The sequence below is a fragment of the Shewanella sp. WXL01 genome, assembly GCF_012263345.1.
Taxonomy (GTDB): Bacteria; Pseudomonadota; Gammaproteobacteria; order Enterobacterales; family Shewanellaceae; genus Shewanella; species Shewanella maritima.
This window is the reverse complement of the sequence record NZ_JAAIKQ010000005.1, coordinates 68543-83238: the sequence shown is the minus strand read 5'-3', so window position 1 is coordinate 83238 and position 14696 is coordinate 68543. Positions and strand designations below refer to the sequence as shown.

11 protein-coding genes are annotated in these 14696 nt (G+C 43.6%); 8 read left to right on the top strand and 3 right to left on the bottom strand.

The genetic code is table 11. The features are described from left to right. Nucleotides 1-125: 125 nt before the first annotated feature. The 3 genes from G3R49_RS13170 to G3R49_RS13160 are packed head-to-tail and all read right to left on the bottom strand — an operon-like array spanning nucleotide 126 to nucleotide 4018. On the bottom strand, nucleotides 126-2765 hold the full coding sequence (locus G3R49_RS13170; protein WP_167869982.1) for a PqiB family protein: 2640 nt from the start codon (nucleotides 2763-2765) through the stop codon (nucleotides 126-128). After that, complete coding sequence (locus tag G3R49_RS13165) at nucleotides 2752-3399, bottom strand: paraquat-inducible protein A (protein WP_130602811.1); 648 nt, start codon at nucleotides 3397-3399, stop codon at nucleotides 2752-2754. The genes G3R49_RS13170 and G3R49_RS13165 overlap by 14 nt, the downstream gene beginning before the upstream one ends. After that, the gene (locus tag G3R49_RS13160; RefSeq protein WP_130602813.1) at nucleotides 3389-4018 is read right to left on the bottom strand and encodes a paraquat-inducible protein A; all 630 of its coding nucleotides are present in this window, start codon (nucleotides 4016-4018) and stop codon (nucleotides 3389-3391) included. Before G3R49_RS13160 ends, G3R49_RS13165 begins: the two co-directional genes overlap by 11 nt. 176 nt (nucleotides 4019-4194) lie before the next feature. Between G3R49_RS13160 and G3R49_RS13155 the strand changes: the two genes are divergently transcribed. From G3R49_RS13155 to G3R49_RS13120, 8 genes are all read left to right on the top strand, one after another. After that, the gene (locus G3R49_RS13155; protein WP_130602815.1) at nucleotides 4195-4476 is read left to right on the top strand and encodes a YebG family protein; all 282 of its coding nucleotides are present in this window, start codon (nucleotides 4195-4197) and stop codon (nucleotides 4474-4476) included. A 33-nt stretch (nucleotides 4477-4509) separates the two neighbouring features. Continuing rightward, nucleotides 4510-4968, top strand: a complete 459-nt coding sequence (locus tag G3R49_RS13150) for a GAF domain-containing protein (RefSeq protein WP_167869981.1) — start codon at nucleotides 4510-4512, stop codon at nucleotides 4966-4968. A 286-nt stretch (nucleotides 4969-5254) separates the two neighbouring features. Continuing rightward, nucleotides 5255-5890 carry an RNA chaperone ProQ gene (gene proQ / locus G3R49_RS13145; protein WP_167870083.1) on the top strand — a complete coding sequence of 212 codons (636 nt, stop codon included), beginning with the start codon at nucleotides 5255-5257 and terminating at the stop codon, nucleotides 5888-5890. Between the two features lie 18 nt (nucleotides 5891-5908). After that, on the top strand, nucleotides 5909-7960 hold the full coding sequence (gene prc / locus G3R49_RS13140; RefSeq protein WP_167869980.1) for a carboxy terminal-processing peptidase: 2052 nt from the start codon (nucleotides 5909-5911) through the stop codon (nucleotides 7958-7960). A gap of 73 nt (nucleotides 7961-8033) precedes the next feature. After that, nucleotides 8034-10592 (top strand): aminopeptidase N, encoded by a 2559-nt coding sequence (gene pepN, locus G3R49_RS13135; RefSeq protein ID WP_167869979.1) that lies wholly within the window; start codon nucleotides 8034-8036, stop codon nucleotides 10590-10592. Nucleotides 10593-10712: 120 nt separating this feature from the next. Continuing rightward, complete coding sequence (locus tag G3R49_RS13130) at nucleotides 10713-10928, top strand: DUF2835 domain-containing protein (protein WP_130602823.1); 216 nt, start codon at nucleotides 10713-10715, stop codon at nucleotides 10926-10928. 312 nt (nucleotides 10929-11240) lie between these two features. Then, nucleotides 11241-13277: a DUF1302 domain-containing protein gene (locus G3R49_RS13125; RefSeq protein ID WP_167869978.1), complete on the top strand. Its 2037-nt coding sequence runs from the start codon at nucleotides 11241-11243 to the stop codon at nucleotides 13275-13277. Nucleotides 13278-13291: 14 nt separating this feature from the next. Further along, nucleotides 13292-14656, top strand: a complete 1365-nt coding sequence (locus G3R49_RS13120; RefSeq protein WP_167869977.1) for a DUF1329 domain-containing protein — start codon at nucleotides 13292-13294, stop codon at nucleotides 14654-14656. Nucleotides 14657-14696: the final 40 nt, after the last annotated feature.

Below are 14696 nucleotides of genomic sequence, written 5' to 3'. Positions count from 1 at the left end.
AAATTTGTGTTTGATGGTTTTATGTAAGCCAAGTTAATCCTAGTAAAGTTAGGCGGATAAAGCGCATATGTTTGAAAGTAAAAAAGCCAGCGTGACTGCTGGCTTTCGTTATTAAAAGATAAGAGTTAACGCTGCTGCTCAGGAGACCAATCTTGCCATTCTTTGTTCATTTTATGGTGCAGGATAAAGTGCGAGCCTGAAGTGAGCTGGTTACTATCGGTTGTGACCTCTTCAGTCACTACTGAAATGCCACCCGCTAGCAAGGTTTCTAATGACCCTGTTTCGATTTGCGCGCCAGAGAATAAGCCTACTTCTAGCTTGATCCCAGATGCATCCCAGAACTTACTACTTTGGTTTATCAAGAAAGTGTATTCTTTTTCAATGTGACCAAAAATTTCCACATGACTTCCACTGCTACTTAGTTGGTAACCGTCGATTTGACCAATGGCAATGCCGCGGTAAAACACAGGTGTGCCTTGCTTAATTGAGCCGAGTTGTTCATCTTTTAGGACGAAATCAACCGAGCCAGATGGGCGATGGGAATCAAACTTGGATTCAAGGTTAACCTTAAAACTACGGGCTTTGGTATCGGCGCTACCTGGTAGTACTCCAAGATAAGGGCCGGTAATTAAGGTATCAGGAGCTTCTATGCCAGCAAGCGAAATACTGGCATCAACAATATAGTATTCACTGTCGGACTTACTGAAGTGATCAGCGTATTCACCATATAAATAAGCGTTTGCCTGAATGAATGCTAAGTCACTTTGTAGCTTGACTTGTTTCACAAAGCCAATTTGGTGCCCTTGATAACGAATAGCTGCGTTGTCATTGAGTTTGACACTAGCCGGCACAGTAAGGGTGACCAGTTGTGCTTGACGCATGGCAAGCTGTTTATCTTCATAAAGCAACCCCTTAGCGCTTGGTTGAACCTCTATGCCTTCATCTATCATGCCGAGAGAAATGCTACCTTTAATTGCGCCGGCCAAAGGCGCTACGTCGACTTCTACGCCCGCAAGTGACGCATTTACGCTAAGGGCGTTGTTACGCCAAAAAACGGTACGTTCATTTATCAACTTTTTATATTTGGGCTCAATAGCCAACTCAAACTCGAAGCTATCTTGCTCGGCTATCCAGTCAATACGGTTGATATGGCCGATCACCATTTTCTTGTAGTAGATAGGAGAATCCACTGACAAGTCAGCACCGTTGTTGGCGCTTAAACTGAGCTTGTGCATTTTTGCCAGTCTAAATTCATCTTGTGCGACATCACCTGACTCGTACAGCTTCATTTGCGCATTCGCTTGTACACTCTCACCTTTAAAGCTCGGTATTAAACTAATTGCACCCTTCATAAACGTATTAATATCGCGGGTTTTGACACTTACCTCATCAAGCGATGCCTTTATGTCTAAAGCCGCTTCATGAACGAAGTAACTTCCCTGGGTAAGTAGCTTTTTATATTCAGGGTAAATCTCAATTTGATAGCTAACTTTATTGAAATCGTCACTCAATGCTATATCTAGTACTTCACCGATAGGCAACTGTTTATAGCGAATTTGCGCGCCTACACTGACACCTGTGTGAATGTCAGCACTTAATGTGAGTGGTAGTTTGTCTGCTAGTAATAAGTCAGGTTGCTCAGCTTGTAGTTCAAAGTAAGCCGGTAACGATTCTTTGCTGTTACCAGGTAAAATATTGATGACATGGCCTGTAACAAGACGTGAAAGATGTTTGACTTCATCAAGGGAGATGTGCGCGCCAGCTAGCCAGAACTGACTGTCTGCGGTTAGCAGCCCTTGGTACTCTTGCTCAAGTTTGGCATCCACAGCAACCTTGTCACCGTCAAGGGTCACTTGCGTGACTTCACCGACCGTTAGTCCGCGGTAAACAATTTGCGTACCTTTACTTACATCATCGCCAGTGTCGATTTTGAATTTTAATTCAATACCGCCAATGGCGAGTTCTTGTGAGTCGTATAATTGGTATTGATCGCCATAAGTGGCTTGTTCACCGTCGCCTGAGCTAAAGCTAATGCCGCCGGCAAGAATAGATGCAATACTTTCGGTGTTAACGCTAATGCCTGACAAAGACGCGTCGACTTTTAACCCTGAAACATTCCAAAAGCGTGAGTCTTGTTTAACTAGGTGAGCGTATTGATCTTCAATAAAGCTATTAATGATGATGGTTTTATCGTCTTGAAGATGAAAGCTAACGACATTACCGACAGGAATTTGTCTGAAGAAAAGTGGTGAGCCAACGTCAAGTGAGCCAAGCTTATCCGCCTTTAACGAAATCACCATTCCCCGAGAACCAGGAAGAATAGCTGGTGCAGATTGCTTGGCAACAAAGTCTGTAGTGGCTTTACCTTCACCTGGCTGCACCGCGATATAATTGCCCGAGAACAAGGTATCTAGTCCTTCAACGCCAGTGATACTTGCCTTTGGTTTAACCAGCCAAAATTGACTGCTTTCGTTTAAAAATGGCTCTGAACGGTAGTCCATTAATACACGCACATTTACCCCGACCAAGTCATCATCGAGACTAATGTCAGTCACTTTACCTACGGTGAGACCTTGGTATTTGACTAGGGTTTTACCAATTTCGATACCAGCGGCATTTGGGAAGTGAATCTGAATTTCAACGCCGGCTTCTTTTACACTTTTGTATCCAAGCCAGGCAGCCAGTACAAGCGCAACAATAGGTAACAGCCATACTGGAGAGAATAATTTCTTTTTAACGATCTTAGGTGATTCACTTTGCGTCATTTTGAGGTTCCAAACGATCCCATAGTAAGCGAGTATCAAGTACTTTCGCTGCTAATTGTGTCAGCAATATAACTAGTGCAAATGCGGTAGCTGCTGGGGCGGGTTTTGCATCGAGAAGCTGCCCCATATTAACCAAAGCTACGGTAATAGAAATAACAAACAAATCTAACATCGACCAGCGGCCAATCCATTCAATTATATGAAAGCCTACCATTAATTTCTTCTTAGAAACTGGTAAGTTAAAGCTAATCGCTGTTAAATAAATCGCAAGTCCAATGATTTTTAGCCATGGCACCAACACACTGGCGGTAAATACAATGATGGCAATCGGGATCATGCCAGTTTTTACCAGGTGTACGGTGCCACTGAAAATGGTGTCATTAGTAACGACGCCGCGATTAGTAATCAATGTAATTGGATAAATGTTGGCAAGCACCAACAAGATAACCGCTGTGATTAGTAAAGCCCAGCTTTGGCCGATACTCGCATAATTTCGAGTTGCTAACGGGGCATGACAGCGGGTACAAGAGCCGTTACTTGTTAGGTTTATCTTGCGGCAGACTTTACAAAGGCATAAGCCCTTATTCATACCTTGAATCTGTGTTTGATTGTCTAGGGAAGAGCTAGTTGTCATCTAACAAGCCCCACATATGTTCAAGGTTGTACTCTCGTTGTAAAAACAACAGCAATAAAAACAACATGGTAAAACAAAACGTGCCCATGCCCATGTGCACGTCGGCAAAATCAGACAGCTGGAAAGCCGAAACTAAAAAACTCAACACGTATATTTCAAGCATGGTTAACTGTGATAACAGCCCTTGCTGTTTAAGTAGCATCCGCAGAGTTTTCTTACCAAGTTCTAAATGCAGGGCAAATTTTGCAATACATACTTGCGCGAGTATTGAGCTAAGTAGTAACAAGGGCGCGATTACCGCTGATATCGCGACCGCGACTCCAACAACCCAATAACCTTGGTCGCCCACAGCGATTGCAGCTTGAAATGCTGTGGTGTTACGTATGCTGCCAAGGAAGTGGATTTCGAGCACTGGTAGCAAGTTGGCGGGGAAAAACATAATTAACGCAGCAATACACAAAGCCAGCATACCGTTAATTGAGCAGTAAGGTGTATCGTAAAGCGCCGTACCACAACGCGGGCACAGTGCTCTAACTGGCGAGGGTAGTGCGCGCTTTTGTACCACCAAATCGCACGAGCGGCAAAGTACATGACACTGATGCTGATCCGTATGAGCCATATTGACCGTGAAATCCCTATATCGTGTGAACCATCAAAGATTGAGCAAACAAATAAATTGCTCAAGATCACATTGCATAAAAATTAAATAATATCAGATTAATCAGAATACTTGCATCATAACTTCAATGTATGAGAACCTTGTTTACTGTATATAAAAACAGTAGCGGAGGAATCATGGCTGTTATCACCAAATTCGTCGTAGTCAGAGAAGGGGAAGAGAAGATGACCTTCACAACCAAAAAAGAAGCCGATGCCTATGACAAAATGCTCGATATTGCGGATAACCTGATTCCGTTTCTAGAAAAATCAGAGTTAAGTTTAGATGAAACAGCTTGTGAGCAACTGGCATTTTATCTTGCACAAAATAAAGATGAACTCGGCAATTTGTTAAAAGGTGTGGTAAAACCTAAACCCGCTCCTGCGAAAAAAGCAAAAGCTAAGCAAGAGTCTGAATAATTACTGATTTTACGTCTAGATAAAGGCAACACGATGAAGCAAGAGTTTTATGATGTACTAAACCGTCAAGTAACTGCATTATTTGAAGGTGAAGATGACTTAGTTTGTGCCATGGCCAATTTCTCTGCGCTGTTAAATGACAACTTAGAAGACATTAATTGGGTTGGTTTTTACCTGCTTAAAAATGAACAACTGGTGCTTGGCCCATTTCAAGGCAAACTTGCCTGCACACGTATTGCCTTAGGTAAAGGTGTGTGTGGTACTGCCGCGCAGCAAAAGCAAACCCAACGTGTTGCAGATGTGCATCAATTTGCCGGACACATTGCGTGTGATGCAGCCAGTAACTCAGAAATTGTGGTGCCGTTTTGCAATGACGGTCAGCTGATTGGGGTACTTGATATCGACAGCCCAAGCTTTGATCGTTTTGATGAGCAAGATCAACAAGGCTTAGAAATGCTCGTTTCTAGCTTCGAAAAAGTCTTATTTGGTTAGTTTGCGACCAATATTACGTAATTCTAGGTCGCAATCGTCGTCATGAGCTTTATAATAAGCCGCTACTTGCAGCCTTGTGTTTGTGCGCAACTGGCGGCGAGTATTTTGTTAAGGATTGTTTCATTTCCTTTTGCAAAATATATTATAGTGCTAATTTGTAGGTTAAGAGCTAGGTAAACAATGCGATGGTAAACATGCTGTCGCGACCATTAAGCGCTTAACAAAAGATGAACGACTCGTGGTAACCACTACCTTAAGAGTCCCTTTTATTAACGTGGAAGTAATGATGGAATCAACAGAAAAGTTGACCGACACTAACGCTATTTTAGCGTATTTATACGAAACCTTTCCTTTATGTTTTATTAAAGAAGGTGAAACTAAACCTCTAAAAATTGGTTTATTTCAAGATTTAGCTGAACGGTTAGCTGATGATTCTAAAGTAAGTAAAACTCAGTTACGTGTAGCGCTAAGACGCTATACCAGCAGCTGGCGTTATTTAAAAGGGATCAAAGCGGGTGTTCAACGTGTTGATCTTGATGGCAACGAATGTGGTGAGCTTGAGCAAGAGCATATTGAACACGCTCAAACTACATTAAAGGAAAGCCAAGAAAAGGCCAAAGCTAAGCGTCAAGCTCAAGCGCCTAAGAAAGATGCCGCTAAACGCGCACCACGCAAAGATAGTAAGCGTGCAGTAAATAAGCGTGTACCGAGCAAAAAAGATCGTCCGGCTAAAACACCGTCAGTTGATTTGAACTTAACTCAGGCCAACATGTCTGATCTAAAACAAGATCAACGCGTAAACGTAAAATTAGGTGCTGCACCAGTAGCTGGTGTGATCACTGACATCAAAAAAGATGATGTTCAAGTTCAATTAGATTCAGGATTATCTGTAAAAGTAAAAGTTGAACACATCTTGGTATAAATAAGGAGTAACTTGTTGATGCGAAAACTAACCTTGGCTGCGTCAATTGCCAGTTTATTTGTCGGATTCTCGGCGTGGGCAATTTCACCAACTATTCAAATCAGCGAGTTACCTGAGTTAGCGCAAGAGCCGCAACACAAGGTCGCGAGTAAACGTGTCACTAATCGTTTTACTCGTGCCCATTATCATCGCTTCCAATTGGATGATGCATTTTCCCAGCAAATCTATACGCGCTTTCTTGAGCAGTTAGATTTCCGCAAAAACATCCTTACTCAAGCCGACGTTGATAGTTTTAACCAGTATCAGAACCAATTTGATGACATGGTGAAGCTAGGCGATATGGGCCCTGCGTATAAAATGTATGCAGTGGTTCAAAAACGCCGTTATGAACGTTTTGCCTATGCGCTGTCGTTACTTGAAAACGAGTTTGACTTCGCCAAAGCGGGTGATAAGTACGAGTACGACCGTAAAGACGCAAGCTGGCCTAAAAATGAAGCCGAGTTAGATGAGCTTTGGCGTCAACGCGTAAAGTATGACGCACTAAACCTTAAGCTTGCCGGTAAAGAGTGGAAAGAAATCCAAGAAGTGCTCGGCAAACGTTATAACAATGCGATTAAACGTTTGAGCCAAACTCACAGCGAAGATGTATTTCAAAGCGTAATGAATGCATTCGCTCGCACAGTTGAGCCACACACTAGCTACCTGTCACCGCGTAATGCAGAGCGTTTCCAAATGGAAATGAACTTGAGCCTTGAAGGTATCGGCGCTGTGCTGCAAATGACAGATGATTACACTGTGATTAAAAGTTTGGTTGCCGGCGGCCCAGCGGCTAGCAGTGAAAAGTTATCTGTTGAAGATAAGATTGTCGGTGTTGGTCAAAAAGGCAAAGATATTGTCGACGTGATTGGCTGGCGTTTAGATGACGTAGTTGACCTGATTAAAGGTCCTAAAGGCAGCGAAGTCATTTTAGAGATTTTACCGAAAAAAGGCGGCGCTAACGCCAAGACCTTTGAGGTGACCATAGTTCGCGACAAAATCCGCCTTGAAGACAGAGCTGCAACGTCAAAAGTTGTCACGCCAGAAACTGGCCCATACGCTGACCGTAAAGTGGGTGTGGTGCAAATTCCAGGTTTCTACATGAACCTGTCTGAAGATGTACGCAAAGAGTTAGCCAAGCTTGAGCAAGAGAATGTTGAAGGCATTATCATCGACCTACGTGGTAACGGTGGTGGTGCGCTTACTGAAGCTACATTGCTAACCGGTTTGTTTATTGATGCAGGCCCTGTGGTGCAGATCCGTGATGCTAATGGCCGCGTAACGCAAAATCGTGATAATGACGGTAAGAGCGCTTATTCAGGTCCATTAACTGTGATGGTTGACCGTTACAGTGCGTCAGCGTCTGAAATTTTCGCAGCCGCGCTGCAAGATTACGACCGCGCGTTAATTGTGGGTGAGTCGACCTTTGGTAAAGGTACGGTGCAGCAGCATAAGAGCCTGGGCCGAATTTACGATATGTACGAAAAGCCTGTCGGCCATGTCCAGTACACCATTGCTAAGTTTTACCGTATCAATGGCGGTAGCACGCAATTAAAAGGCGTTACTCCTGATATAGCCTTCCCGAGTGCGTTAGAGCCTGGCGAATACGGCGAGTCTGAAGAGAAAAATGCACTACCTTGGGATAAGGTGCCAGCAGCGCAATACGGTGTGCTTGGTAATATTCAAACCAGTTTGATTGATAGCCTAACTCAAAAACACAGCTCTCGTATCGTTGGCGATGTTGAATTTGGTTATATTCTTGAAGACATTGAAGAGTTTAAAAAGCATCAAGAAGACAAAACAATTTCTTTGGTTGAGTCAGAGCGTATCGCGTCTCGTGAAGATGATGATGCTCGCGCGCTGAAACGTGAAAACGAGCGCCGCGTTCGCAACAACTTAAAACCTGTTGAATCGCTTGATGATGTAGAAGATGTGAAAGCGGAAGATCAACCGGACCCGTTCTTGGATGAAACCGCCTTAATCACGTTAGATATGGTAGATGCTAAAAGGTTGGCCAAAAACGCTAGCAAGTAATTAGCAAAACTTAATACAAAAAAACGCGCATTCAGCGCGTTTTTTTAATGCGAACAATAAAAAAGGATGCGTTATGACGCAAGTACAAGCAAAGCACTTAAAAGATTATCAATCTCCAGAATTTACCATTACAGATATCGATTTAGACTTTATTCTTGATGGCGAAGCTACAAAAGTCACCGCTGTGAGTAAAGTTGTTCGTTTAAAGAGCGCAACCCAACTTGTGCTAGACGGTGACAAGCTGACGTTAGAAGCTGTGCTGATTGACGGTAAGCCTGCATCTTACCAACAAACTGATACTAATTTGATTATTGAAGCGGATTTAGATGATTTTACGCTGACAGTGATCACCAAGTTAGACCCAGCTGCTAATTCAAGCCTTGAAGGTTTGTACATGTCAGATGGTGCATATTGTACCCAGTGTGAGGCAGAAGGCTTTAGACGAATTACCTACTTTTTAGATAGACCCGACGTACTGGCGAAATACCAGGTTCGTATCGAGGCTGACAAGCAAGCATTTCCATTTTTATTGAGTAACGGCAATAAAGTCGAGCAGGGCGAAATGCCACGTTCAGGGCGTCACTTTGTTAAATGGCAAGACCCATTTCCAAAGCCTAGCTATTTGTTTGCTTTAGTCGCCGGTGATTTTGATTTATTGGAAGATAAGTTTGTAACTCGCTCTGGTCGTGATGTTGCGCTACAGGTGTTTGTTGATAAAGGCAATTTACATAAAGCCGACCACGCAATGGCGTCTTTAAAGAAGTCAATGAAGTGGGATGAGGAGCGCTTTGATTTAGAGTATGACCTAGACATCTATATGATTGTCGCGGTTGATTTTTTCAACATGGGCGCAATGGAAAACAAAGGTTTAAATATCTTTAACACCAAGTATGTACTTGCTGATAAACAAAGTGCGACTGATGAAGACTATCACGGCATTGAGTCAGTTGTTGGCCACGAATACTTCCATAACTGGACAGGTAACCGCGTGACTTGTCGAGACTGGTTCCAGTTAAGCCTTAAAGAAGGGTTAACAGTATTTAGAGATCAAGAGTTTAGTTCTGATGTTGGCTCACGGGCAGTGAACCGGATTCATGCAATTAAAGTGATGAAGAACCATCAGTTTGCCGAAGACTCTGGCCCGATGGCACATCCAATTCGCCCAGAATCTGTTATTGAAATGAACAACTTCTACACAGTGACAGTTTACGATAAAGGTGCAGAAGTTATCCGTATGATGCATACCATCTTAGGTGAGGAAGCATTTCAGGCTGGGATGCGCTGCTACTTTGAGCGTCATGACGGCAAAGCGGTGACTTGTGACGACTTCGTGGATGCAATGGCTGATGCATCAGGTAAAGATCTCACTCAATTTAAACGTTGGTATAGTCAGGCCGGCACGCCTGAGTTAACCGTTAGCGAAGAGTATGACACTACGTCAAATACTTATCATTTAGATGTTTCTCAGCAAGTGTTTGCCCAAGGTGAGAGGGGCGCTGAGCTACACATCCCATTTAGTATTGAACTACTCGATTCAAAGGGGACGAGCCTGTTTAATCAAGTGCTTGATGTTACAAAGGCAAGCCAGCGCTTTACCTTTAATGATATCGCGCAAAAGCCAGTAGCTTCACTGCTGCAAGACTTCTCTGCACCGGTAAAACTGGTATTTGACTCAAGTGTTGAGCAACTTGCCCACTTGATGCGTTTTGCTAGCAGTGAAGTCGCGCGTTGGGAAGCGTCAGTTAAGCTAGTTAGTGACAGCATTTGGCAAAACGTAGAGCATCTGCAAAGCGGCGAAGCAATGCGAGTCGATCCCCGCGTTGTTGATGCTTTCAAAGGAATGGTGCTCGATAGCGAACTTGATCTTGCTCTTATCGCTGAAGTGCTTACATTACCTACTTTGAACACGCTGATTGAACAGGTTGAACAAGTTGACCTTGATAACCTTATCAGTAGCCGTGCTTTTGTACTTGAACAAATTGCCACTGATTGTGAAGATGAGCTTATCGCTCGCTATCGCGAAGTAACCCAAATCGACAGCGCTGGTGCACGTGCACTTAAAAATGCATGTTTGAACTTACTCTGCAGTGTCCATGTTGATGCTAATAACTTAGTTAGTGATCAGTTTAGCCAGGCAAGCAATATGACTGACTCTCTGGGCGCACTAAAAGCGGCTGTGTATAACAATACCGATAATATGGATGCTTTGCTTACAGAGTTCGAAGATAAGTGGAATGGTACGCCGCTGGTGATGGATAAATGGTTTATGTTGCAGGCGAGAATTGATAACGAAGCTGTTATTAGCAACATTGATAAGCTGACGGCCCATGCGAGCTTTAGCTATAGCAATCCTAATCGCGTTCGCTCATTAATTGGTGCATTTGCAAGTGGTAACACTGCGCAGTTCCACCGTGCAGATGGCAAAGGGTATGAGTATTTAACTAAGGTACTGGTTAAACTCAATGACACCAACCCTCAGGTTGCAGCAAGGCTTATTACGCCGCTAATTCAATTTGCTAAGTTTGATGCTAATCGCCAAGCACTGATGAAGCAGCAGCTTAAAGTACTTCAAGACTTACCGAATCTGTCTAAAGATTTGTTTGAAAAAGTGAATAAAGCGTTAGAGCACTAGTTTGTATGCGCAATAACTCGTAAGCGCGCTAATTTGTAGCTTTAATTTATCAACTCCGAGCCAGCTCCGTGCGTAACTGCATCGTGCTGGCTTTGATAAAATGCAGTATAAGAGATTTACATGCAGTTCTATTTTAGTTGTTATGTTCGATATGACGATTTTCTTGCCTATTATCAAGGCGCGGTCAATAAAGTCGAAGTAACTGATAACGCTGGACGTGTATTGCATATCAATGCCAAATACTTCAAACCCTATCTGACTCGAGATGGCATACGAGGACATTTCTGTTTACAAACAGACAGTAATGGCAACTTTATTTCCCTCACTCAAGTTTAGAGTAAAAACTTCAAACGACTGATTTAGTTTTTACTTGTGCGTTCAAGTCATTGCTTTAATGCTAAGTGTATGAATAAACGATGGTTTAACGACCTAATTATTCGCAGTAACTGCACTAGATTTCATTATTTAAATAAACGACTGTTTATTTCTCGCTAGAAGCCTCAAATCCCTTTCATTTTATTGAACATTTCTTTGTTTTTGACCTTGCTCACAGATGTTAAATGCTGTAACAATGGTGTTACCTGTAGGCTAACAAGATGTTGGCTAATTCTTATAACAACAGATCCGGCAGGTTACGGAGATAATAAAATGCAAATTGTGAAGAAACGATTCAACAAGTCAGCACTTGCTTTGGGGGTGGTGTCGGCTTTATACCTAGGTATGAGTCCTTCTGCGTCTGCAGTCTCATTTAATTGGGGAGAGATTGACGGCACATTTGACTCGACATGGACATTAGGCGCCAGTTGGCGAGTTAGCGAAAGAGACTGGTCGGGGCAAATTGGTAAAGTTAACCAACCTCAATTCGATTGGTCAGGCTACTCGGCGTTCGGCAACACTAAATACACCTCTGCGCAAATCTGGTCCCAAAACGGTTCTTATTCAAGTAATAACGATTTAAGTAACCTGCTTTACTCTCAAGGTGACCGCACTTCTGAAATCTTCAAAGGCTTACATGAACTTTCTCTACAATGGGAAAACTACGGCTTGTTTATGCGTGGTATGTATTTCTACGATCGTAAGCTAAATGACGGTCACTATGATTTCAATGACCCGCTTACAGGTAAAACCTATGACCCTTGTGCAGACTCAAAAGCTTCAGAGGTGCAATGTAAAGATATTCGCTTACTTGATGCATTCATCTATGCCAACTGGGACCTAAACGATGGTAACAACCCATTATCAGTACGTGTTGGTAATCAGGTTGTGTCATGGGGTGAAAGCACACTTATTCCACACGGTATCGGTGTAATTAACCCTGTAGACCTTAACATCCTAAATGCGCCGGGTGCGGAGCTTAAAGAAGCATTCCGTCCACAAGGTATGGTTTGGGCATCGCTTGGTCTTACCGATAACCTGAACGTTGAAGCGTACTATCAATATGACTGGCAAGAAGTGTGGGTCCCAACACCGGGCTCAATTTTCGCAACAAATGACTTCGCCGGCTTTGGTGGTTATAACCAAAATGCGCAGTTAGGTTTCAACGCTAACCCAGATATCAATCTTGATTTCTTAATGTCAGAGTATGGCAACTTGTATCAAATGGCAGCGGCGACAGGTTTTGACCCGAGCTTGGCACCACTTATGACAGCTTACTCAACTAAAGTTGCTTTGGTTCAAGACTCACAGTCAGCACCCGATGATGGCCAGTTTGGTATTAAGTTGGGTTACTACTCGCCTGAGCTTTGGGAAACTGAGTTTGGTCTTTATTACATGAATTACCATAGCCGCCGTCCACTTATTAGTGGTACAGCGTCTAACTTTACCGCAGAAGCCATTGCTCGAGACTACGGCCGTTTAGCGCAAAGTGGCGGTAACATCACTCGCGAAGTCATGCTAAGCATGGAAACCTTTACTAAAGCGCAAATTGTTTATCCAGAAGATATTCAATTGATTGGCGCAAGCTTTAACACGCTTGTAGGTGAAACTTCAGTTGCCGGTGAAATTGCTCACCGTAAAGATGAACCACTGCAGATTGATGACGTTGAGTTGTTGTTCGCTGCAATGCCACAGCAGTTAGCCAATGCAGGTCTGCGCCCAGATTTAGACGGCATTTCGCAAATGGGTAATGTTGACCCAGGCGCTACCGTTGATGGTTTTATCCAGCGTGATACCACTCAAGCGCAAATGACAGTAACTCACTTATTTGGCCCAACCCTTGGTTTAGATAACCTAGTAATGCTGGCCGAAGTCGGTGGTGTGTGGATCCATGATATGCCTGGCTTTGACGAGCTACGCTTAAATGGTCCAGGTACGGCTCGCTCGGGCGGCAACCCAGACATGCCGGGTATTATTGAAGCATTGCACAATGGCCCGGAAACTAATCCTTTCCCGACAGATTTTGCTTGGGGTTACCGTTTAGTTGCCAAAGCTGACTTTAACAACTTAATGGCAGGCATGAATATGTCGCCACGTATTATCTTCTCCCATGACGTAGACGGTATTACGCCTGATCCTATGTTCTTATTCACAGAAGGTCGTAAGTCGGTTGCTGTTGGGGTTAACTTTGATTACCAAAGCCGTTGGGGTTTCGACTTCTCGTATAACAATTTCTTTGGTGGTGTAGGGACGACGAACGCGATGAGCGACAGAGATTACGTGTCGTTTAACGTTAAGTTCTCAATATAATAAGGATAACAATAATGAAAAAACTGACACTTATTTCTGCTGCTATTGTTCTTGCGCTGGGCGCACCAATAGCATCAGCTAAGGTATCTCAAGCCGAAGCTGACAAACTGGGGACCACGCTAACGCCACTGGGTGGTGAGAAAGCAGGCAACGCGGATGGTTCAATCCCGGCATGGGATGGAGGTATTACTCAGCCTGTTGCGGGTTATGAAAAAGGTATGCATCACCCAGATCCTTTCGCTGGTGACAAAGTACTATTTACTATCACTAATGCTAATAAGGCGCAGTATCAAGAGTTTTTAACTCCAGGTCAGATGAAGTTGTTTGAACTGTATCCTGACACTTACAAGATGAATGTGTATCAAACACGCCGTACAGCGTCTGTGCCGCAATATGTATATGATGCTACTAAAGCCAATGCGGTTAACGCCGAGCTAGTGTCTGGCGGTAATGGAATTAGCGGTGCGTCAATTGGTGTGCCTTTCCCAATTCCTGCCAATGGTTTAGAAGCAATTTGGAACCATATTCTGCGTTATCGTGGCGTTGATGTGGCGACTAGCCGTAGTCAGGCTGCACCTACAGCATCAGGTTCTTATACGCTGATTGAAAATACTGAGCAAATTCGCTTTGAGTATTCTCGCCCAGAGATCACGCTAGATAAACTTAAAGAAACCAATACCTTATTCTTTTTTAAGCAAATCGTGACTCAACCTGCACGTCTTGCAGGTACTGCACTGCTTGTAAAAGAAACCATGGACCAAGAAGCGTTGCCGCGTCAGGCATGGACGTATAACACAGGTCAGCGCCGCGTTCGTAAAGCGCCAAATGTTGCATTTGATACGCCAGGTACAGTGTCTGATGGTCTGCGTACAACAGATGATTTCGATATGTTTAACGGTTCACCTCAGCGTTACAACTGGGAGCTAGTGGGTAAGAAGGAAATCTATATTCCTTATAATGATTATCGTCTGCATTCAGATAAGCTTAAATACAAGGATATCCTGACGCCAGGTCACATTAATCCTGAGTATGCCCGTTGGGAGAAACACCGCGTTTGGGAAGTGAAAGCTACCCTGAAAGATGGCATGCGCCACATTTATAAAACTCGCGTGTTCTATATCGATGAAGATTCTTGGCAGGTATCGTTAGCTGAAATGTACGATAATCGCGATGAGCTATATCGTGTAGCGACTGCGCACAGCATTAACTACTACGAAGTGCCAACGCACTGGAGTACGTTGGAGATCTTCCATGATCTACAATCTCGCCGCTATCTAGCAATGGGGTTAGATAACGAAGGCAAGATGTATAACTTCGATGCTAAGTTATCAAGTCGTAACTTCACCCCAGATGCACTGCGCCGCGCAGGTATTCGATAGTCGTCCAATAGGTGGGGCACATTGGTGCCCCATTCACTGT

What these genes read in the sequence shown, in the direction of transcription:
- G3R49_RS13170 (WP_167869982.1), bottom strand. Translation starts at nt 2,765, where the DNA reads ATGACGCAAAGTGAATCACCTAAGATCGTTAAAAAGAAATTATTCTCT.
- G3R49_RS13165 (WP_130602811.1), bottom strand. Translation starts at nt 3,399, where the DNA reads ATGACAACTAGCTCTTCCCTAGACAATCAAACACAGATTCAAGGTATG.
- G3R49_RS13160 (WP_130602813.1), bottom strand. Translation starts at nt 4,018, where the DNA reads ATGGCTCATACGGATCAGCATCAGTGTCATGTACTTTGCCGCTCGTGC.
- G3R49_RS13155 (WP_130602815.1), top strand. Translation starts at nt 4,195, where the DNA reads ATGGCTGTTATCACCAAATTCGTCGTAGTCAGAGAAGGGGAAGAGAAG.
- G3R49_RS13150 (WP_167869981.1), top strand. Translation starts at nt 4,510, where the DNA reads ATGAAGCAAGAGTTTTATGATGTACTAAACCGTCAAGTAACTGCATTA.
- proQ (WP_167870083.1), top strand. Translation starts at nt 5,255, where the DNA reads ATGGAATCAACAGAAAAGTTGACCGACACTAACGCTATTTTAGCGTAT.
- prc (WP_167869980.1), top strand. Translation starts at nt 5,909, where the DNA reads ATGCGAAAACTAACCTTGGCTGCGTCAATTGCCAGTTTATTTGTCGGA.
- pepN (WP_167869979.1), top strand. Translation starts at nt 8,034, where the DNA reads ATGACGCAAGTACAAGCAAAGCACTTAAAAGATTATCAATCTCCAGAA.
- G3R49_RS13130 (WP_130602823.1), top strand. Translation starts at nt 10,713, where the DNA reads ATGCAGTTCTATTTTAGTTGTTATGTTCGATATGACGATTTTCTTGCC.
- G3R49_RS13125 (WP_167869978.1), top strand. Translation starts at nt 11,241, where the DNA reads ATGCAAATTGTGAAGAAACGATTCAACAAGTCAGCACTTGCTTTGGGG.
- G3R49_RS13120 (WP_167869977.1), top strand. Translation starts at nt 13,292, where the DNA reads ATGAAAAAACTGACACTTATTTCTGCTGCTATTGTTCTTGCGCTGGGC.